At 61.3% G+C, this 20,638-nt stretch carries 16 protein-coding genes, 2 pseudogenes and 1 riboswitch; of the genes and pseudogenes, 5 read left to right on the top strand and 13 right to left on the bottom strand.

The window, feature by feature from the left end:
• Position 1: 1 nt before the first annotated feature.
• A complete protein-coding gene (gene serB / locus FX982_RS10010; protein WP_172610526.1) occupies positions 2 to 1,219 on the bottom strand; it encodes a phosphoserine phosphatase SerB in 1,218 nt (405 codons plus the stop codon).
• Between the two features lie 130 nt (positions 1,220 to 1,349).
• Between serB and FX982_RS24770 the strand changes: the two are divergent.
• Positions 1,350 to 2,072 (top strand): annotated as a pseudogene (locus tag FX982_RS24770) (AhpA/YtjB family protein); the annotation flags it as partial.
• Positions 2,073 to 2,174: 102 nt separating this feature from the next.
• Positions 2,175 to 2,879: pseudogene (locus FX982_RS24765) on the top strand (histidine kinase); the annotation flags it as partial.
• A 54-nt stretch (positions 2,880 to 2,933) separates the two neighbouring features.
• Here FX982_RS24765 and FX982_RS10000 read toward each other — a convergent pair.
• The 9 genes from FX982_RS10000 to FX982_RS09960 form a co-directional block, all read right to left on the bottom strand.
• Positions 2,934 to 3,641 (bottom strand): PqiC family protein, encoded by a 708-nt coding sequence (locus tag FX982_RS10000; protein WP_172613020.1) that lies wholly within the window; start codon positions 3,639 to 3,641, stop codon positions 2,934 to 2,936.
• Between the two features lie 180 nt (positions 3,642 to 3,821).
• Complete coding sequence (gene parC, locus FX982_RS09995) at positions 3,822 to 6,089, bottom strand: DNA topoisomerase IV subunit A (RefSeq protein WP_122625618.1); 2,268 nt, start codon at positions 6,087 to 6,089, stop codon at positions 3,822 to 3,824.
• 10 nt (positions 6,090 to 6,099) lie between these two features.
• Entirely contained in the window at positions 6,100 to 6,582 is a 483-nt protein-coding gene (locus FX982_RS09990) for a retropepsin-like aspartic protease family protein (RefSeq protein ID WP_254074921.1), read from the bottom strand.
• A 35-nt stretch (positions 6,583 to 6,617) separates the two neighbouring features.
• Complete coding sequence (locus FX982_RS09985) at positions 6,618 to 7,595, bottom strand: esterase-like activity of phytase family protein (protein ID WP_172610523.1); 978 nt, start codon at positions 7,593 to 7,595, stop codon at positions 6,618 to 6,620.
• Positions 7,595 to 9,499: a DNA topoisomerase IV subunit B gene (gene parE, locus FX982_RS09980; protein WP_122533837.1), complete on the bottom strand. Its 1,905-nt coding sequence runs from the start codon at positions 9,497 to 9,499 to the stop codon at positions 7,595 to 7,597. Before parE ends, FX982_RS09985 begins: the two co-directional genes overlap by 1 nt.
• 102 nt (positions 9,500 to 9,601) lie before the next feature.
• On the bottom strand, positions 9,602 to 10,219 hold the full coding sequence (locus tag FX982_RS09975; protein ID WP_254074889.1) for a YqiA/YcfP family alpha/beta fold hydrolase: 618 nt from the start codon (positions 10,217 to 10,219) through the stop codon (positions 9,602 to 9,604).
• A 143-nt stretch (positions 10,220 to 10,362) separates the two neighbouring features.
• Positions 10,363 to 11,172 (bottom strand): 3',5'-cyclic-AMP phosphodiesterase, encoded by an 810-nt coding sequence (cpdA, locus tag FX982_RS09970; RefSeq protein ID WP_172610521.1) that lies wholly within the window; start codon positions 11,170 to 11,172, stop codon positions 10,363 to 10,365.
• Between the two features lie 121 nt (positions 11,173 to 11,293).
• On the bottom strand, positions 11,294 to 11,746 hold the full coding sequence (locus FX982_RS09965; protein WP_065987826.1) for a DUF1249 domain-containing protein: 453 nt from the start codon (positions 11,744 to 11,746) through the stop codon (positions 11,294 to 11,296).
• A complete protein-coding gene (locus FX982_RS09960) occupies positions 11,737 to 12,354 on the bottom strand; it encodes an NUDIX domain-containing protein (RefSeq protein WP_172610520.1) in 618 nt (205 codons plus the stop codon). Before FX982_RS09960 ends, FX982_RS09965 begins: the two co-directional genes overlap by 10 nt.
• 219 nt (positions 12,355 to 12,573) lie before the next feature.
• On the opposite strand from FX982_RS09960, the gene FX982_RS09955 reads away from it, so the two are divergent.
• Positions 12,574 to 13,320, top strand: a complete 747-nt coding sequence (locus tag FX982_RS09955) for an RsiV family protein (protein ID WP_074891465.1) — start codon at positions 12,574 to 12,576, stop codon at positions 13,318 to 13,320.
• Here FX982_RS09955 and cytX read toward each other — a convergent pair.
• Both cytX and thiC read right to left on the bottom strand, forming a co-directional pair.
• Entirely contained in the window at positions 13,289 to 14,578 is a 1,290-nt protein-coding gene (gene cytX / locus FX982_RS09950) for a putative hydroxymethylpyrimidine transporter CytX (protein ID WP_172610519.1), read from the bottom strand. The genes FX982_RS09955 and cytX overlap by 32 nt on opposite strands.
• 168 nt (positions 14,579 to 14,746) lie before the next feature.
• Positions 14,747 to 16,648 (bottom strand): phosphomethylpyrimidine synthase ThiC, encoded by a 1,902-nt coding sequence (gene thiC, locus FX982_RS09945; protein WP_172610518.1) that lies wholly within the window; start codon positions 16,646 to 16,648, stop codon positions 14,747 to 14,749.
• Positions 16,649 to 16,819: 171 nt separating this feature from the next.
• Positions 16,820 to 16,924: riboswitch (TPP riboswitch) on the bottom strand.
• 182 nt (positions 16,925 to 17,106) lie between these two features.
• On the opposite strand from thiC, the gene FX982_RS09940 reads away from it, so the two are divergent.
• Positions 17,107 to 18,546, top strand: a complete 1,440-nt coding sequence (locus FX982_RS09940; RefSeq protein ID WP_172610517.1) for a TolC family outer membrane protein — start codon at positions 17,107 to 17,109, stop codon at positions 18,544 to 18,546.
• Positions 18,547 to 18,837: 291 nt separating this feature from the next.
• Here FX982_RS09940 and waaA read toward each other — a convergent pair whose 3' ends face one another.
• Complete coding sequence (gene waaA / locus FX982_RS09935; RefSeq protein WP_172610516.1) at positions 18,838 to 20,112, bottom strand: lipid IV(A) 3-deoxy-D-manno-octulosonic acid transferase; 1,275 nt, start codon at positions 20,110 to 20,112, stop codon at positions 18,838 to 18,840.
• Positions 20,113 to 20,274: 162 nt separating this feature from the next.
• Between waaA and FX982_RS09930 the strand changes: the two genes are divergently transcribed.
• Entirely contained in the window at positions 20,275 to 20,607 is a 333-nt protein-coding gene (locus FX982_RS09930) for a DMT family transporter (RefSeq protein WP_122533844.1), read from the top strand.
• Positions 20,608 to 20,638: the final 31 nt, after the last annotated feature.

The raw sequence follows: 20,638 nt of genomic DNA, 5'->3' as shown, positions 1-20,638 counted from the left end.
TTTAAGCGCTGCGCCCTTCCCGGTCGCGGAATCCCAGCAAATACAGCACGCCATCCAGACCCAGCGTCGAGATGGCCTGCTTCGCCGACTGCTTGACCAACGGCTTGGCACGGAACGCCACACCCAGCCCGGCTATCGCGAGCATCGGCAGGTCATTGGCGCCATCGCCCACTGCGATAGTCTGCTCCAGACTCAACCCTTCCTTGCCGGCGAGTTCGCGCAGCAGATCGGCCTTGCGCTGGGCGTCGACAATCGGTTCGATCGCGTTGCCCGTGCATTTCCCATCCACCACTTCCAGCTCGTTGGCGAAGATGTAGTCGATGCCCAGTTTGGCCTGCAGCTGGCGAGCGAAGTACGTAAAACCGCCCGACAGGATCGCGGTTTTATAGCCCAGTCGTTTGAGCTCGGCGAACAGCGTTTCAGCGCCTTCCGTCAAACGCAGCGAAGCGCCGATCTCGTCCAGCACCTTCACATCCAGGCCTTTGAGCAGCGCCAGTCGCTCTTTGAAACTGGCGCGGAAGTCCAGTTCGCCGCGCATGGCGCGCTCGGTGATCTCCGACACGCGCTCGCCGACGCCGTGGGCTTTGGCCAGTTCGTCGATTACCTCGGCTTCGATCAGCGTTGAATCCATGTCGAACACCGCCAGACGACGGTTGCGACGGAACAGAGAGTCCTGCTGGAACGCGATATCGACGTTCAGCTCCTGGGCAACATGGAGGAATTCGGCCTGCATCTGCTGAGGATCGACCGGCTCGCCGCGCACGGAAAACTCGATGCAACCCTTGCTCTTCTCGGTGGGCACGTCCAGCGGCATACGCCCGGAGAGACGGTCGATGCGGTCGATGTTCAAACCATACTTGGCAGTGATCGCGCTGACCGTCTGCAGTTGCTCGGCGGTGACCCTGCGGGTCAGCAGCGTCACGATATGCCGCGCCTTGCCCTGGCCGTCGACCCAGTGCTGATAATCAGCTTCTGACACGCGGGTAAAGCGCACTTGCTGACCCAGTTGGTCGACCGTCGCTTGCACGTTCTGGCGCACTGCCGCGCCTGCTTCGGTGTCGGGGATATTGACCAAAAGGCCGAATGACAGCGCGTCGTGAATCACCGCCTGACCGATGTCGAGAATGTTCACGCCGCCTTGGGCCAGCACACCGGTGATGGCCGCAGTGAGACCCGGACGGTCTTCACCGGTGATGTTTATCAGGACGATTTCGCGCAAGGCGCACCCCCGCAGTGGAAAAAAACCGCATTCTACGCACTTTCAGTGACCGCCGGGCACAGCCAGCGCTTTGCCGCCACAGGGTCGCTCGCTATACTGCGCCCCAACTTCACCACGAGAGCCGTGCTCAGTGAACCGGCCCACGCCAGTAAAAACCGATAATTTCTTCTTGCTGATCTTCCGGGCATTGCGTCATCGACGTGTACCGATTGCTTTGCGCATCGCCAGCCATAACGTGATCCTCGTCGCGCTGGCTCTGGTGATCTACGCCTGCGTCATGGGTTTGCAATTCAAGCAAGCCATGCACGAACAGGCCGACGCATTGGGGCAAGCCCTGACCACGCAGACCGCCACGTCCGCCACCGAATTGCTGGTGTCCAACGACATCCTCAGCCTCAATGTGCTGCTGGGCAATCTGGTGAAGAATCCGCTGGTGGCCCACGCGGCTATTTATAGCCCCGACAACCGCATTCTTGCCGAAGCCGGTCAGCGTCCGAAGAACGGCTTGCTGGGTGAGGCGGAAGGTCTCTACGAGATCAAGATCACCTTCCAGGATGTGGTCGCCGGCACGCTGCGTATCAGCCTCGACATGGCCCAGTTCCAACAGCCGCTGACCATCAGCTTGCAGAGCATGGCGATTTTGGCCGGCATCCTGCTGGCACTGGCACTGGCCTTGAGTCTGCGCCTTGGGCGACATATTTCCACGCCGATGCTGCAACTGCGCATGTGGCTGCGCTACATCGATCCGTACACGCCGGCCACCGATCGTCAGGACGAGATCGGCGATCTGGCGCGTCAGTTGAAGACTTCCTACGCGCCGCCAGAACCGGAACCGGCGCCCATTCCCGAGCCTGCACAGGTCGAGGACGAGGAAGACACTTCGCCGGAGTTCGACAGCAGTGACCTGAGCGACCCTGACTTCGATGACGTGCCAAAGCCGCGCGCAACGGTGATCCCGGCACGACGCATCTCTGCCGAGGAAGATGAAGAAGACGAAGAGGATCCGTTTGCGGACCTTCGCGACCACTCCCCTGCCGTACCAAAACCCGCACCGCGTCCGATCCTTCCGGTCGTTCCATCGCAGCCGCAGTACAGCGCCGTGCTGGCCGTGCAGCTGGGTTCGCAGGAGCAACTGCGCCGTCTGCCGCGTACACGCCTGACCGAGCTGCTCGAGCGCTACCGTGACTGTATTGATCAGGCCGCTTCGCTCTACGACAGCGAGCTGCACACCCTGAACGACGGCAGTTCGCTAATGGTGTTCAGCACCCAGGACAGCGGCGACGACTATCTGACCAATGCGATCTGCTGTGGCGAGTTGCTGCGTGCATTGAGCCACGCGTTGCAGATCGAAGTCGCCGACAGTGGCATTACCCTGCAATTGCAGCTGGGCCTGACGCTGGGCGAAGGCTTGCACGGCATGAACCAGATCGATCTGCTGCTGACTGAAACCGCGCAGGACGCCCTGGCCCTGTCGCAGCACAGCCGCAATCTGCTGCTGGTGGAGCGTAAGATCAGCGAAGACCCGACCATCCGCCAGCGCGCGCGCATCCGTCCGATTGCAAGCCCGGAAGGTGCAAGCTGTGTGGAGCGTCTGATGGAGCCGTACCCGTCGATGCTGGAACGCCAGCTGGCGCGCATGCACGAGGCGCGCAAGGCCTAAACGTCACCCACAAAAAAGCCCGCATTGCTGCGGGCTTTTTTGTGGGCGCCAATCTTAGAAGCGGAACACTTCCAGATCGGTGCGGATCGGTGATGCCATCGGGATCTTGGGCTTGTCCTGATCGGTGCGGGTTTTCGCCGGCGCTGTGGCCTTTTTAGGCACATCCGCCACCCAGGGTTGATTGGCGATTGGCTTGACGGCCACGCTCAGCTTGTCCGCCAGGCGCTGCAGCAAAATCCCTTGCGCCCTGACCTGTGCAGCTGAAGAGCCTGCGTGCGGTTCCTCCAGATGGATCAGCTTGCTGTCGCGAACGTTTCCGCGCCGGTCGAGCAAACGCCACTGTGCATCCAGTACCGCTGGCTGTTTCTCGCCCGAATCCAGCCGTGTGATAGATAGCACCACCTGGGCATCCGGCGTGAAGCTGGCCGCTGCGGGGGCCATAACCACACGTTGACTGTCGAGTTTCCAGGCCAGTTGGCGCAGAAGCAGTTGATCGATGTCAGCAGACAGGCTGCCGGCCCAGCGACCATCGGTGGATGCCTTGAGGCTGCCATCGGGTTGGCGCTGCAATAATGTTTCACGTTGCAGATAGTCGGCAATTGTCACAGGGCCCAGCAAAACGGCGAGCCCGCCGCTGTGTTTCGGTTGCCCAGGATCGCCGCTGTCCAGTTGATAGAGCGACGTGGGCTGATGAACGCTGCACCCGGCCAAACCCAGAACGCCGGTCAACAACAGAACACAAGGAACACGTAGAAAATTCATCATCCCGTCCAAGTGGACGCCGTGTAACGCGTCCACGCTGTTAAATACTTTGAAAACATGAAGGCATTCCGCCATAGCGGCGCCGGAGGACGTCATATCATCCGTGAATATGCGCGTTGACTCCAGCGATTCTGCGTCGCTCTCGTGACGAAACGAAGAGCGACCGCCAAACCAACCGCTTTAGCCTGCGGTTTCCACCAACAGTGCATCGACGCGCTGGAATCCACGCGGGAGTTTGTTGCCCCGTCGTCCGCGTTCGCCTTTGTAGTGCTCCAGATCGTCGGGTTTGAGCGACAGGTTGCGTTTGCCGGCCTGCAGCACCAGCGTGGCGCCGTCAGGAACAACGGCCAGATCGGTCACGTACTCTTCTCGACTGGCAACGCGCTCGCCCGGAATGCCAATGATCTTGTTGCCTTTGCCCTTGCCCAGCTGCGGGAGATCGCTGATTTTGAACACCAGCAAACGGCCTTCGGTGGTCACGGCGGCGAGCCAGTTGTGTTCACGATCCGGCACCGGACGCGGCAGGATCACCTTGGCCCCGGCCGGCAGGCTCAACAGCGCCTTGCCTGCTTTGTTCTTGGCCTGCAGGTCTTCACCCTTGACCACGAAACCGTAGCCGGCATCGGACGCAACCACGTACAGCGCGTCATCCTCGGGCAACAGCACGCATTCGAATGTCGCACCGGGCGGCGGCGTCAGACGACCGGTCAGCGGTTCGCCTTGGCCACGGGCCGATGGCAAGGTGTGCGACGGCACCGAATAACTGCGACCGGTGGAGTCGATAAACACCGCAAACTGGTTGGAACGACCCGGCGCCAGGGCCTTGAAGCCATCTCCGGCTTTATAAGAGAGCCCGGTGGCATCGATTTCATGACCTTTGGCGGAACGGACCCAGCCTTTTTCCGACAGCACGACCGTCACTTTCTCGTTCGGCAGCAGATCGTGTTCGGTCAGGGCTTTGGCTTCGGCGCGCTCGACGATAGGCGAACGGCGGTCGTCGCCATAGGTTTCGGCATCCTTGATCAGCTCTGTGCGTACCAGTTTCTTCAGCTTGGCCTCGCTGCCCAGCAGGGCTTGCAGCTTGGCTTGTTCCTTGAGCAATTCATCCTGCTCGGCACGCAGCTTCATTTCTTCCAGTCGCGCCAACTGACGCAAACGGGTGTCGAGAATGTAGTCCGCCTGGATTTCGCTCAGGGCGAAACGAGCGATCAGCGCGGCTTTCGGGTGCTCCTCGGTGCGGATGATGTGAATCACTTCATCCAGGTTGAGGTAAGCGATCAACAAACCGTCCAACAGGTGCAAGCGACGCTCAACCTTGTCGAGGCGGAATTGCAGGCGACGACGCACGGTCTGTACCCGGAACGCCAACCACTCGACCAGCAATGCGCGCAGGTTTTTCAGCTGCGGCTTGCCGTCCAGGCCAATGATGTTGATGTTGACCCTGTAGCTCGACTCCAGCTCAGTGCTGGCGAACAGGTGCTGCATCAGCGCATCGTGGTCAAAATGCTTGCGGGCCCCCGGAATGATCACGATCCGGCACGGGTTTTCGTGGTCGGATTCGTCACGCAGGTCAGCGATCTGCGGAGCTTTGGATGGCTTGGCCTGCATCATCGCCGCGATCTGCTCCAGCACCTTGGCACCGGACACCTGATGCGGCAGCGCGGTGACGATGATGTCGCCGTCTTCGATGTGGTACACGGCGCGCATACGCACCGAGCCCTTGCCGGTTTCGTACATTTTCAGCAGGTCGGCGCGGGGCGTGATGATTTCCGCTTCGGTCGGGTAGTCCGGGCCCTGAATGTGCTCACAGAGCTGTTCGACCGTTGCTTTGGGCTCATCGAGCAAACGCACGCAGGCTGTAGCGACCTCCCGCAGGTTGTGCGGAGGTACGTCGGTGGCCATGCCGACAGCGATGCCGGTAGTGCCGTTGAGCAGGATGTTCGGCAGGCGCGCCGGCAAAACAGCAGGCTCGTCCAGGGTGCCGTCGAAGTTCGGCACCCAGTCCGCCGTGCCCTGTCCCAGCTCGGAAAGCAGCACTTCGGAGTAACGCGACAGTCGCGCCTCGGTGTAGCGCATGGCCGCGAATGACTTGGGATCGTCCGGCGCACCCCAGTTGCCCTGGCCGTCGACCAGTGTGTAGCGATAGCTGAAGGGTTGCGCCATCAGCACCATGGCTTCGTAGCAGGCCGAGTCGCCGTGGGGGTGAAACTTGCCGAGCACGTCACCGACGGTACGTGCCGACTTCTTGTGCTTGGCGTCGGCGTCCAGGCCCAGCTCGCTCATCGCGTAGACAATGCGTCGCTGCACGGGCTTCAGGCCATCACCGATATGCGGCAATGCCCGGTCCATGATCACGTACATGGAATAGTTGAGATAGGCCTGTTCGGTGAAGTCAGCCAGCGATCGGCGTTCTACGCCATCCAGGCTGAGGTCAAGGGAGTCGCTCATGCGGGCCTCATCATTTTGTCGTCTGGCGCAGCAGCAATGTGCCGCCGCGCTGTGTGAATTCGAGTTGTTTCACGGCGCTCATGCCCAGCAGCACCTGTTCACCGTCCAGACCGGGCACCACCAGGGCGCGCACGTTCTTCAGAACGATGTCGCCAATCTGCAACCGCTGCAGGGTGGTCCGGAATGCATCGGTGCGTCCGTTGGCCGTGCTCACCTGAACGCGCTCGCCCCGCTCAAGGCGCAGCGTCTGCGCGACGCTCTCCGGCACGGCGACATTGGTTGCACCGGTGTCAAGCATGAACTGCACGGGGCGGGTATTGATCTGCCCGGTCATGACGAAATGTCCGTCACGATTGCTCGCCAGTTTCACCTCGACGTAACCGTCTCCGTGTTCGGAGGCGACGATGGTATTCGGATTTTCCTGACGCTGCTCCCACTCGCCAAAAAACCGCGTTGCCAGAAACAGCGCCGCCGCCCAGGCGATGATCATCATCAGCCGCCCGGCGCGTTTGCCGGGAAGTGCCTGGGTCAAGGCTTGCGGCTCCAGCCACCCTCGGGCGCGGCAAAGCGCCAGACGACGGGACGTTTTTCGCCATCGGCGCGGACACCGAAGTTGTTGTCCGTGCCGACCCATGCGCCTTTTTCGTCGACGATCAGCGCTTCGGTCAGGCCGTATTTCTGGTCATACAGCCGGTTCGGCTCAAGTGCCTCTTTGGCAAACGACCAGCAGGCTTCCAGCTGACCGGTCGCCAGCGTGCGGCGGCAGATTCGGTAAGCCGCGCGCTCCAGGGTGAACAGCTTGCCCTTGTACAGCGAGATGTCGGCAAAGTCCTTGGAAACCGGTTTGCCACCCAACTCGGGCGGCAAAATATCATTGCCGGACTCGACTCGCAGAATGCAACTGGCGTCACAGGCCCAGCCGTCCTTGCCGAGCCTGGCGGTCAACAGACCACGCTTGTCACGCTCGGCGGCGAGCCATAGCTGATCGCCTGCCTGGTTGACTGCAATGCCTTCGAAGATGGCGTTGAAATGCTGCAGCATCCCGGCCGACTGCGCTTCCTCGATGACTTTTCTGGGCAGTTCCAGCCAGACCGGCGCGCCTTCAACCGGCACTTTCAGGACGGCGGCATAGGCTTCGCTGACGATGTAACGGTTGCCCGCCGCGTCGCAACTCACACCTTCGAAGTCCAGGTCGCCGCCGCGAATCAGCGCCGAAGCCTTGGCCATGCCGCGCAGGGTCGCCGACAGCCCGCTGTCCGGAATCGGCGGGATTTGCAGCGTCTGCGCCTTGGCTTTCCAGACCGTTGCCGAGGTGTCGAGGCTATAGAGCAGCGTGTCGTCACGATCCGAAACGGTCCACAGCACGCCATTGCAGGACGCGAGCCCGGACAGGTTGCCGCCGATCATGTCGTCAACCGGGTGCTCCGAAAGCAGCTTGAGCTCGGGCAACGGCGCAGCGAAAACAGGCGTGGCGATCAACAACAGCGCTGCAAACCAACCCCGCATCAGACCAGCACCTCGGCCAGATTGCCCTTGGATTCGAGCCAGCTCTTGCGGTCGCCCGCGCGTTTTTTGGCCAGCAGCATGTCCATCATTTCCGACGTGGCTGCGAAGTCATCCAAGGTCAGCTGCACCAGGCGACGGGTATTCGGGTCCATGGTGGTTTCGCGCAACTGCGGCGGGTTCATCTCACCCAGACCTTTGAATCGGGTGACCTGGGGCTTGCCGCGTTTCTTCTCGGCCACGAGCCGGTCGAGGATGCCGTCGCGCTCGGCTTCGTCCAAGGCGTAATAAATGTCTTTGCCCAGGTCGATGCGGTACAGCGGCGGCATGGCGACATAGACGTGACCCGCATCCACCAGCGGGCGGAAATGCTGGACGAACAAGGCGCACAGCAGCGTCGCGATGTGCAGGCCGTCGGAGTCAGCGTCGGCGAGGATGCAGATTTTGCCGTAGCGCAGCTGGCTCATGTCCGCGGCGCCCGGATCAACCCCGATCGCCACGGCGATGTTGTGCACTTCCTGGCTGGCGAGTACTTCGCCGCCGTCGACTTCCCAAGTGTTCAGGATCTTCCCGCGCAACGGCAGGATCGCTTGAAATTCCTTGTCCCGGGCCTGTTTGGCGGAGCCGCCCGCAGAGTCACCTTCGACCAGGAACAGCTCGGAGCGCATCGGGTCCTGACCCGCGCAATCCGCCAGTTTGCCCGGCAGGGCCGGACCTGACGTGATGCGTTTGCGCTCAACCTTCTTGCTGGCCTTGAGACGACGGCCGGCGTTGCTGATCGCCAGTTCGGCCAGCTGCATGCCCATTTCCGGGTGCGCGTTGAGCCACAGGCTGAAGGCATCCTTGACCACACCGGAGACGAACGCTGCCGCCTCACGGGACGACAGCCGCTCTTTGGTCTGGCCGGAGAACTGTGGCTCTTGCATCTTCATCGACAGCACGAAAGCGATGCGCTCCCAGACGTCTTCGGGCGCCAGCTTCACGCCGCGCGGCAGCAAGTTACGAAACTCGCAGAAGTCTCTCATCGCGTCCAGCAGGCCCTGACGCAGCCCATTGACGTGGGTGCCGCCCTGAGCGGTCGGGATCAGGTTGACGTAGCTTTCCTGAACGCTGTCGCCGCCCTCGGGCAACCACAGCAGCGCCCAGTCGACGGCCTCTTTGTTGCCTGCGAATACGCCACAGAACGGCTCATCGGGCAGGCGCAGAAAGTCAGACACCGAATCCTGCAGGTACGAGCGCAGGCCGTCTTCGTAATGCCACTCGACTTTCTCGCCGGTGCCCTTGTCCTCGAAACTGACTAGCAGGCCCGGGCACAGAACGGCCTTGGCCTTGAGCACGTGCTTGAGGCGGCTGACCGAGAATTTCGGGGTGTCGAAGTATTTGGGGTCCGGCGCGAAGTACACGCTGGTGCCGGTATTGCGCTTGCCGACGGTGCCAATCACCGCCAGTTCGCTGGCCTTGTAGCCGTCGGCAAAAGTCATCTCATATTCGTTGCCATCGCGTTTGACCCGTACCCGTACCTGGGTCGAGAGCGCGTTGACCACGGAAATCCCGACGCCGTGAAGGCCGCCGGAGAACTGGTAGTTCTTGTTGGAGAACTTGCCGCCGGCGTGGAGCTTGGTGAGGATCAGCTCGACGCCCGATACGCCCTCTTCCGGGTGGATGTCCACGGGCATGCCGCGGCCGTCGTCGGAGACTTCCAGCGAATTGTCGGCATGCAGAATGACCTGCACGGAGCGGGCGTGGCCTGCCAGCGCTTCGTCGACGCTGTTGTCGATGACTTCCTGCGCCAGGTGGTTGGGCCGTGAGGTGTCGGTGTACATGCCCGGCCGTTTGCGGACCGGGTCGAGGCCCGAGAGGACTTCGATGGCGTCTGCGTTATAAGAGCTAGCGCTGGGATTGGCCATGGGGTCTCGTCATCAAGTCGTTCATTAAATTTCGGAGTGTCACTGTTCTAAAAGGGTGTTCTACGAGAATGTTCTACAGATCTATTGCAGCAATGGCTCGGGTCAGAGCCCGGTCAGGTCGACGCCCTGGAGCAATGCGGGAGCGAACCCGGCGAAGCTCAACAGCGCTGGAATCTTTGCAGCGAAACCCTGAAACCCGTGATCGCCACCCGCCTCGATGCGCAATGCACAGGCGCGATAGAAGCTCTGGGCACGGCGGTAATCCAGCGTCTCGTCGCCCGTTTGCAGCCACACCTGAATACGCTGCGGATCCAGTGGAGCAGGCACTTCCAGCTCGGCCAGCGCCGTCACGTGGTCGTGCGTGAGCTCCCAGCTCTCGCCGGTATAAAGGTTTTGTTGGGTGCCGAGAAAACCATCGAAGAGCTGATGCGGATTGACCGCCGGGTTGATCAGCACAGCCTTGAGGCCGTAGCGCTCAGCCAGGTGAGTCGCATAGTAGCCGCCGAGCGAGCTGCCGACCAGCAGCGGCCGACCGAGCTCCTCGATCGCGGCCTCCAGTTGAACCAGCGCCTGACGCGGATGGTGATGAAGCTCGGGCACGCGCAAGTATTGGCTCAGACCCAGACGCGCCATCAGCGTCGTCAGCTGCGTGGCTTTCTGCGACTGGGCCGAGCTGTTCAGGCCGTGAATATAAAGAAGCGTCGATTGATCCTGGTTCACGCAGTTGCCTCCCAAACGGCAATCGATACATCCCGGACGGGCTGGCCTGTCGGCGCTCATCAGGGCAAAGCCACGCAGTTTACAGGGTCAACTGCGCGAAGACTCGCCTGTTGATGAATCGCTGCACATTAAGGAAATGTCGTTCAATAGCCCGCGCCATTGATGTCGACGTCAAACAGGTCAGGGGCGATGCGCGAAACACCGGTGTCGATCCGGCCGTCGTCGTGAAGACGCAACCAGCGGTAGCCCGGCGCGAGGTCATCCAGGCCGAAATCCACGCTGTTCGGCGCGAACTGAATGCAGGTTGAAGGCGACGCCATTAGCCGCACGCCGTCGCGAAGCTGATCGAATTCCTGATGCACGTGCCCCCACAGCACCGCACGCACCTGGGGAAACCGCTCCAGCACAGCGAACAGCGCCTCGGGATTGCGCAAACCGATGGGCTCCATCCACGCCGCACCGATGGGCACCGGGTGGTGGTGCAGACACACCAGATGATGCCGCTCCGGCGCTTCGCTCAAGGCCTGGGCGAGCAGTTGAAGCTGGCCGTCTTGCAGATAACCGGGAACAGACCCGGAAACAGCGGAATCCAGCATAGTTATCCGCCAGTGCCCGATGTCGACGACAGGCTCCAGAAAGTCGCTGTTCTGCGCGGCAATCGCCATTTCCCTCAGCTCATCGTGATTCCCAGGAATCCAGCGCGTGGGGGCACTCAGGCGATTACTCGCATCGCGGAACGCCTGATACGACTCAACCGTGCCGTCCTGAGACAAATCTCCGGTCGCCAGCACCAGATCGATCGCCGGCTGCTCGCCGAGCACACGTTCAACAACCGCATCGAGACTGGCGCGCGTGGGCATGCCCAGCAGCGCGCCGTCCGCTTCGGCGAACAGATGGCTGTCGGTCAGTTGTACGACCAACACGGATGAGGGATGAGAGGATGCGCTCGACAATGGCCATCTCCTTGGGCGGATGTGGCCGGATTATGGTGTGAGATCGGTGCGGCGGCAAACCTGGAAAGAGGGTCTGGTTCTCATCTGCGTGCAGAAGGTCCAGTCGCAGCGGCGCGCCGTCTCAGCGCACCGCCTCAAACTCATGCCCGCAGGCCAGGCAATGGCTCAGCCACTCACCGAGAAACACGTTGAGCTGGGCCTTCTCATCGGGCTGGTGCATGTCGGCGTTGGGATAGGGATAGATACCCTGAAAACGACGCGCATGTTCGGCGCCGATGACTTCGGCCATACGCGCGTCGTGGTAGACCTGCACTTCCAGCACGGGCACCGGCAGCCAGGGCAGGCTGTGTTCCTGACGGACTTGCAGCGTGGTGGTGTACGGGCAATCGAGGATGACTTCGACCGCCAGCACGCCCAGCATCTGGTCGCCTTGGGTGACGGCGACACGGCGTGAGCGTTGTTGATTGCGCATATCGGGCAGCAAACGCATCAAGCGCGCGTAGTTCGCCTCGCAGGCGGCTTGCAGCCCGGCGAGGTCGACACGATAGCGCTCGCGCAGAAGATTCACGACCATAGCCCCCTTACTTCGGCGCGATTGAGCGCCAGCCACTGCATTGCAATAATAGTTGCGGCGTTGACGATGCGCCCGTCCTTGACGGCTTGCATCGCGTCGTCGAATGACCAGACCGAGACCCGGATGTCCTCGGCCTCTTCTACCAGACCGTGCAGCCCACCTGCCCCCTCGCTGTCGCATTTGCCCAGGTACAGATGCACGAACTCGTTGCTGCCGCCCGGCGATGGAAAGTATTTGGTGATCGGCCAAAGGGCGTTGAACGTCAGCCCAGCTTCCTCTTGTGCCTCGCGGTGAGCAACCTCTTCGGGCTCCTCTTTTTTATCGATCAGGCCGGCGACCATTTCAATCAGCCACGGGTTGTCGTGCTTGCCGATAACGCCGACGCGGAACTGCTCGATGAGCACCACTTCATCGCGTTTGGCGTCGTAGGGCAGCACGCACACCGCATCATGGCGAACGAACAGCTCACGCTTGATTTCCGGGCCCATGCCGCCCGCGAACAACTCATGGCGCAACTGAAGACGGTCGAGCTGGTAAAACCCCTTGAAGCAGGTCTCACGGTGTGTAATTTCGTGCTTCGTCGGTGTCGATCTGTTGCTATCCGTCATAGATTTCTCACTGCTTGAGCACTGTGTCCGGGCCCATCCTAACGCGCTGTGGTGCGGGATGCAGCCCTTTGAATTCGCAAAACCGGTCACCGGGGTAGACGACTGCCGGGGAAAGCACTCTAATCCGCCCGATGGCGAACTGATTGCGCCACCCACAGTCGAAGGACGTTGCCGTTACCTCCCACGTGACGCCTACTTATGCCGATGCCAAGGATCAACATGTCTTTTCTGAAGATCATTTCACTGGCCTGCGTGGCCCTGATTTTGGGCGCCTGCCAAAGCCTGTTCCAACCCAATCTGCGCAGTCCGCTGACCGTTCAGCGTGACGCCTCCGAGCTGATCAAGCCCGGCTGCACCACCGATGATTGCCCGCTGGTGAACATCGACACCGTGCATTTCCCCGACGAGCCGAAGCTTGACGAGATCGTCCAGCGCACGCTGCTGCAACTGACCCGCAGCGACAGCGATGGTCCGGTGCCGCCAACGCTGAAGGCGTATCAGGAGCAATACCTGAGCCGAGCGCCGGCGCGCAACAGCAGCTACCTGCAGGCCAAGGTACGTGAGCAGCATGACGGAATCGTGGTCGTCGAGCTGTCCAGCTACGTTGATTCCGGCAGCGGCCAGGGTAATCCGGGTCGCGCATTCATCAACTACTCCCGCCAGCAGCAGCGCGTGCTGACACTGGCCGACATGCTGGTCCCGGGTCAGGAAGCTGCCTTCTGGGACAAGGCCCGTCTGGCACATCAGGCCTGGCTGATCAGCAGCAAGCTGGACAAGGACACCGAGTTCCAGAACATGTGGGCTTTCAAGCAAACTTCCAACATCGCTCTGACGTACGGTGCGGTGATTCTCAAGTACCCGGTGACAACCATCGCCCCTTACGCGATGGGCCATATCGAGCTGAAGATCCCGTATCCGCAGCTGAACGGCATCATCAAGCCTGAGCTGTTTCCTGGCCGGAGCTGATCGCCTTATTGAATATCAGCTGTAACACGCCAGCGACAACCAGCGCTGGCAGTGTTGCGCCGATGTCCGGATACAGGTTCGCCAGCAGGTGGTAGGTGAAAATCCCGCCGATCCACGCCAGTAGCGTCATCCAGCGCAAGCCCGCTGTTGCAATGCCGTGACGGCGGTGGCGCAGGATGAAGTGATCCACCAGCACCACGCCGAACAGCGGCGCGAACACGGAAGCGATCATCAGCAGGAAGTTCTGGTACTGCGCCAGCGGCGCGAAGCAGGCGATCAGTGTGCAGATGATGCCGATGGCCAGCGCCAGGTGTTCGACTTTGGCCTTCAGCAGGATCCCGCTCGACACTGCAGCGGAGTGGATATCGGCGAACGCGTTTTCCGACTCATCCAGCAGGATGAGCAGCAACGGAATCCCTATCCCCGCTCCAGCCAGCGCCAGCAGCAGCGCATTGGCTTCACCGCTCGGCGCGAAGGCCAGGGTGTACGCCACGCCAAGGGACATCAGCCAGACATTGCCGATCAAGAAGCCCAGCGCGGTGCCGCCGAAGACACCGGCGGCGCGCTTGCCGAATCGGGAATAGTCCGCAATCAGCGGCAGCCATGACAACGGCATGGCGATGGCAATGTCGAAGCCGACGGCAAATGGCATCGAACCGTCTCCCGCACGCGACCACAGGGCCGTCAGATCGGCCTTGCTGAACAGATTGAACGTCAGCCAGGCGCACGCGGCCAGAAGCAACCAGATGCCCCATTTGCGCAGGATTTGTCGGACGAAGGCCAACGGACCACTCACGGCCAGCAAGGTCGCAAGAACGCCGAACACGATTGTCCAGAGCATCGGACTGGCCCAGAGGCTGCCTTCGGAAAAAGCGCCGGCGCCCAACAGGCTGGCGGCGTCGCGCATGACGATGATTTCGAACGAGCCCCAGCCCACCAGTTGCAGCAGATTGAGGATCGCCGGAACGCCTGCGCCCTTGCTGCCGAGGCTGAGCTTGAGCGCCGCCATCGACGACAGACCCGTGTCGCTGCCAATGACGCCAACAGCAGCGAGCAGCAAGACGCCGACCAGCGTGCCGAGAAGAATCGCCAGCATGGAGCCGGACATGCCCAGCCCCGGCGCCAGTAACGCGCCGGTCTGCAGGACCATGAGGCCAATGCCGAGGGAAAACCACAGAGAGAACAGATCGCGCCCGCCAAACACCCGCTTGGCGGCGGGTACGGGGGCGTCGGGTGAATAGGTGCCGGGAGTGTTCACTTTTGTTGTCTCGCTGAAACTTAGGGTTGATCGTACCCACGCTCTGCGTGGGCACGCATACCTGGGCGCTCTGCGTCCTAAGTGACGCAGAGCGCCAGGGGCGGCATTACCACGCAGAGCGTGGGAACAATCGCCGCCTGCTTTTCCTTGCCGCTTGCCGCTTATCGCTCAGACCTTTTTATAAAGCTGGCTGCCTTCCTGCCTGAACCGCTCGGCCTGCTCGCGCATGCCTTGGTCCACCGACATGTCTACCGCGCTGATCTTCTGGTTGGCGGCGTATTCGCGCACTTCCTGGGTGATTTTCATCGAGCAGAATTTCGGCCCGCACATGGAGCAGAAATGCGCGACCTTGGCCGAGTCTTTCGGCAGCGTCTCGTCGTGATAGGCGCGCGCGGTGTCCGGGTCCAGCCCGAGGTTGAACTGGTCCTCCCAGCGAAATTCAAACCGCGCCTTGCTCAGGGCGTTGTCACGGATCTGGGCACCGGGATGCCCTTTCGCGAGGTCCGCTGCATGGGCGGCGATCTTGTAGGTAATGATCCCGGTCTTGACGTCGTCCTTGTTCGGCAACCCCAAGTGTTCCTTGGGCGTGACGTAGCAGAGCATTGCGCAGCCGAACCAACCGATCATGGCCGCGCCAATGCCCGACGTGATGTGGTCGTAACCCGGTGCGATGTCGGTGGTCAGTGGGCCTAGGGTGTAGAACGGCGCCTCGTCGCAGCACTCCAGCTGCTTGTCCATGTTCTCTTTGATCAGCTGCATCGGCACATGGCCCGGGCCTTCGATCATGCATTGCACGTCGTGTTTCCAGGCGATCTTGGTCAGCTCGCCGAGGGTTTCAAGCTCACCGAACTGCGCTTCGTCGTTGGCGTCGGCAATCGAGCCCGGACGCAAGCCGTCGCCCAGGGAGAAGCTGACGTCGTAGGCCTTCATGATTTCGCAAATATCGTCGAAGTGGGTGTAGAGGAAGTTTTCCTGGTGATGGGCCAGGCACCACTTGGCCATGATCGAACCGCCGCGGCTGACGATCCCGGTCACGCGCTTGGCGGTCAGCGGCACGTAACGCAACAGCACGCCGGCGTGAATGGTGAAATAGTCGACGCCCTGCTCCGCCTGTTCGATCAGCGTGTCGCGGAACAGCTCCCAGGTCAGGTCTTCGGCGGCGCCGCCGACTTTTTCCAGCGCTTGATAAATCGGCACGGTGCCGATGGGCACGGGCGAATTGCGGATGATCCACTCGCGGGTTTCATGAATGTGTTTGCCGGTGGACAGGTCCATGACCGTGTCCGAGCCCCAGCGAATGCCCCACGTCAGCTTCGCCACTTCTTCTTCGATGGACGAGCCCAGCGCGCTGTTGCCGATGTTGCCGTTGATCTTCACCAGAAAGTTGCGCCCGATGATCATCGGTTCAAGCTCAACGTGGTTGATGTTGGCGGGAATGATTGCGCGACCACGGGCGATTTCTTCGCGCACGAACTCGGGGGTGATCTCTTTCGGAATGCTCGCACCGAAGCTCTGGCCGGGATGCTGCTGGGTGAGCAGGCCTGCGGCACGGGCCTCCTGCAGCTTCATGTTCTCGCGGATGGCGACGAATTCCATCTCGGCAGTGATGATGCCCTGACGCGCGTAGTGCATCTGGCTGACATTGGCGCCTGCCTTTGCCCGACGCGGATTGCGCACGTGGGCAAAACGCAGCTTGGTCAACTCGGCATCGGCCAAGCGCTGCTGGCCGAAGTTCGAGCTCAGTCCCGGCAAGCGTTCGGTGTCGGCGCGGGACTCGATCCATGCCGAACGCACGTCGGCCAGGCCTTTGCGCACGTCGATGATGACGTTCGGGTCGGTGTACGGGCCGGAGGTGTCGTACACGCAAACCGGCGCGTTGATCTCGCCGCCGCTGTTTGTTCCAGAGAACCCTGTAGGCGTAACGTCCAGGCTGATCTCACGCATGGGCACACGGATGCCCGGACGCGAGCCCTGAACATAGATTTTCTGCGAGCGGGTAAACGGTTGAACCGACCCCGAGTCGACTTGGGCGGATTCACTCAGATTGGCGTTTTTTAGTGTTGTAGTCATCACGGGCTCTCCAGACATCATCCAGCAGCGGAATGAATTGTCGGAGCTTGAGCCTGATGAATACGGACGGATGCACCCTGAGACGGCATGGATGCTGAGAATCGAAGAGGCACGGACTGTTCAGATTTTGAACAAAGACGACCCCGGACGACACTCAAGAGGACTCGCCGGGAGACGAGAAATCTTGTTCCCTACGCAGGCGTTAACCTGATCAGGTTCAACGGGATCCGGATTATCCGATCTCAGCCTCATATCAAGGCACCCCGACAAGAACGGCGTCAGTCTAGTCGCGGCGCAGGCCCAACGCCAAGCGTCAAATTCAAACGCGCGTTAAATGGCTGATTTGCCCGATTGTTGTCCCTACCCGCTGGAACTACACTCGCTACGCGTCGCCAAAGCCATCTGGATCGGACGCAACGTCACCGTCTTCATACCGTTTGAATTACTAGGGAATGTCTATGCTGCGCAAACTTTCACTGGCCATTGCCGTGTCGTGTGCTTCGAGTGCGATGGCCGGGGCAGCAGACATGCCGCTGCCCACCAGGACCGGTTTGGTCAGTGTGTATCAGGAAGCGGTCAACAATAACGCCGACCTGGCGGCAGCCCGCGCCAGCTATGACGCCCAGAAGGAAATCGTGCCTCAGGCACGCGCTGGCCTGCTGCCAAACATCTCCGGTGGCGCCGACATCAATGACACCCGCACATCCATTGATCAGCCCTCGGCCGTTATCAGCCGCAGCGGCACGGTCTATCGCGCGACGTTGAGTCAGCCGATCTTCCGCGCTGACCGCTGGTTCCAGCTCAAAGCCGCGAAGGATGTCAACGAGCAGGCCATCCTGCAGCTCTCGGCCACCGAGCAGAATCTGATTCTGCAAAGTGCCGAAGACTACTTCGCCGTGCTCCGCGCACAGGACAATCTGGCCTCGACCAAGGCAGAGGAAGCGGCCTTCAAGCGCCAGCTTGATCAGGCCAATGAACGCTTCGATGTCGGCCTGTCGGACAAGACCGATGTGCTTCAGGCGCAAGCCAGCTACGACACCGCCCGTGCTTCACGAATTGTCGCCAAGCGCCAGGTCGATGACGCCTTTCAGGCGCTGATCACCCTGACCAACCGCGATTACAACTCCATCGAAGGCATCGTGCACACCCTGCCGGTGCTCGCGCCCACACCTAACGACGCGAAAGCCTGGGTTGACACCGCAACCCAGCAGAACCTGAATTTGCTGGCCAGCAACTACGCCGTCAGCGCCGCTGAAGAAACCCTGCGTCAGCGCAAGGCAGGCCACGCACCCACGGTCGATGCGGTGGCGCAGTACGAGAAAGGCGACAATGACTCGCTGGGCTTCACCAACCCCAACTACACCGGTCAGAGTTTCCACGGCAGCGTCGAGCAACGCACCATCGGCCTGCAAGTGAACATCCCGATCTACAGCGGCGGGCTGACCAGTTCTCAAGTCCGCGAGGCTTATGCCCGTCTTGGTCAAAGCGAGCAGCAACGTGAAGGCCTGCGCCGCCAGGTGGTGGAAAACACCCGCAACCTGCACCGCGCGGTGAACACTGATGTCGAGCAGGTGCAGGCGCGCAAACAGTCGATCATCTCCAACCAGAGCGCGCTGGAAGCCACAGAGATCGGTTATCAGGTGGGGACCCGCAACATCGTCGACGTGCTCGATGCACAGCGCCAGCTGTACGCGTCGGTCCGCGACTACAACAACACCCGTTACGACTACATCCTCGACAACCTGCGCCTGAAGCAGGCTGCTGGAACGTTGAGCCCGGGGGATTTACAGGATCTGTCGCGCTTCCTGAAAGCCGACTACAACCCGGACAAAGACTTCCTGCCGCCGGATCTGGCGAAGGAAGCGGCGAAGAACTTTGAGCGGCCGACGGAGCGGTGAAAGGAAACTCAGACCCAGGGGGAGATCCCGCGCTGTTTAGATGCCGCGCTGTCCGGCAGCAAACACGGTCCATGTGGGAGTGACCGGGGTGGCGCTCCACCTTGCTCACGAAGACGGCATTTCAGCCGATGAAGATTTAGCGGATGTACCTGCCTCTTCCCGAGCAAGCTCGGTCCCACAGTTGGTCTGTCGGCAGACACCACGGCGGTGCCGGCACAGTTGATGAAAGCCGGATTGGCGGTTTTTATAAATGTCGTGCCTATCCATTGAACGCGGACGGCGGTGCATCAATCAGCCCAACAACCGCCCGATCCCATCCAGCAACCTCTGCAACGCCCCCTGATTGGCCTTCATCACGGCCAATCCGGCATCGGCCATCGCCTTTGCTTTCTCGGGATGGTCGATCAAACCACGCACTGTGGCAGCCAGTGCAGCCGCGTCACTGACCTCCTCCAACGCGCCGGCATTGCGCAGCATCGCGGCGATTTCGAGGAAGTTGAACAGGTGCGGGCCGCTGAGAACGGGCTTATCCAGCGCCGCTGGCTCCAGCAGGTTATGGCCACCGTTGGGGACCAGGCTGCCGCCGACGAACGCGATGTCCGCCAGCGCATACAGAAACAGCAACTCCCCCATGGTGTCCCCGACCAGAACCGAGGTTTCCGGCGTCACCGGCTCGGCCGTCGAACGACGAACGCTGGCGAATCCTTGCTGCTGGCTCAGCTCAAACACGCTATTGAACCGCTCGGGGTGGCGGGGCACGAGGATCAACAGCGCATCGGGATGGGCTTGCATTAGCGTGCGATGGGCGGCCAACACCACTTCGTCTTCGCCCGCATGGGTACTGGCGGCAATCCAGACCGGACGCTGCAAGGTCTGCCAGTGCTCACGCTGCTGAGCGGCACGCTCCAGCAATTGCGGATCAATGGTCAGGTCAAACTTGATCGAGCCCGTCACAGTGACGCACTCGGGCCGAGCGCCCAGATCACGGAAGCGCTGGGCCTCGGTTTCGGTCTGCACGGCAATCAGGTTCATCTCCGCCAGCATCGGCCGAGTCAATCCGGCGAAGCGTCCGTAGCCGCGAGCCGAACGCTCCGACAGCCGTGCGTTCGCCAGCACCGTCGGAATGCTGCGTTTCGCACACTGGTGAATGTGATTGGGCCACAGCTCGGTTTCCATGATCACGCCGATCTTCGGCTGGATGTGATCGAGAAACCGCCCGGCTGCCCACGGAAAGTCGTAGGGCAGATAGCAGTGCTGGACGCGCGGCTCGTTGGCGAACAGCGACTGAATGCGCTCCGAGCCGGTCGGCGTCATGCAGGTAATGGTGACCGGCAGTTGCGGATAGCGGGCCAGCAACGCGCGAATCATCGGCGCGGCGGCGATGCTCTCGCCCACCGACACCGCATGTACCCAGATTCCGCCGCGCTGCATGGCAGGCAAGCCCATGGCGAAGCGCTCGCCGGCCCGTTGCGCGTAGGCCGGCGCCTTGCGCGAACGCAGCCACAGGCGCAGGGCGATCAAAGGGAGGCCGAGATGAAACAGGATGCTATAGAGGTTTCTATTCATGGGCGCGGAGTTTATCAGCCAATTGCTGTCAGATTTCCATCGAGCTTCGCACATATCTTGGCCGACGATTTCCGCTAGCCACCACCGCTCCCCACTTGAGGGTTCGGTTGTTACACGCCGGGTAAGCCGCTTTAATGACGGCCATTGAAAAGGAGCGACACCATGTCTGCGTACTACTTGCTGGCCATCGCCATCTGTGCCGAGGTCATCGGCACCGTGTCCATGAAAGCCGTCAAAGGCCTGAGCACGCCGATCCCGCTGCTGCTGGTGATTGTCGGTTACGGCATTGCGTTCTGGATGCTCACGCTGGTGGTGCGCACCATCCCGGTCGGTGTGGCCTACGCGGTGTGGGCGGGCATGGGCATCGTCATGGTCAGCATCGCTGCGCTGTTTATCTACGGCCAGAAACTGGATCTGCCTGCCATCGCCGGCATGGGTCTGATCGTCGCAGGTGTCGTGGTCATCCAGCTGTTCTCGAAGACGGCCGGTCATTAAGGGGGTTACGGAAAAGTGCCTTCCCCTATAA

The sequence above is a fragment of the Pseudomonas graminis genome (genome assembly GCF_013201545.1).
GTDB lineage: Bacteria > Pseudomonadota > Gammaproteobacteria > Pseudomonadales > Pseudomonadaceae > Aquipseudomonas.
The sequence above is the reverse complement of the archived record's forward strand: the minus strand, read 5'-3'. Positions and strand labels throughout refer to the sequence as shown.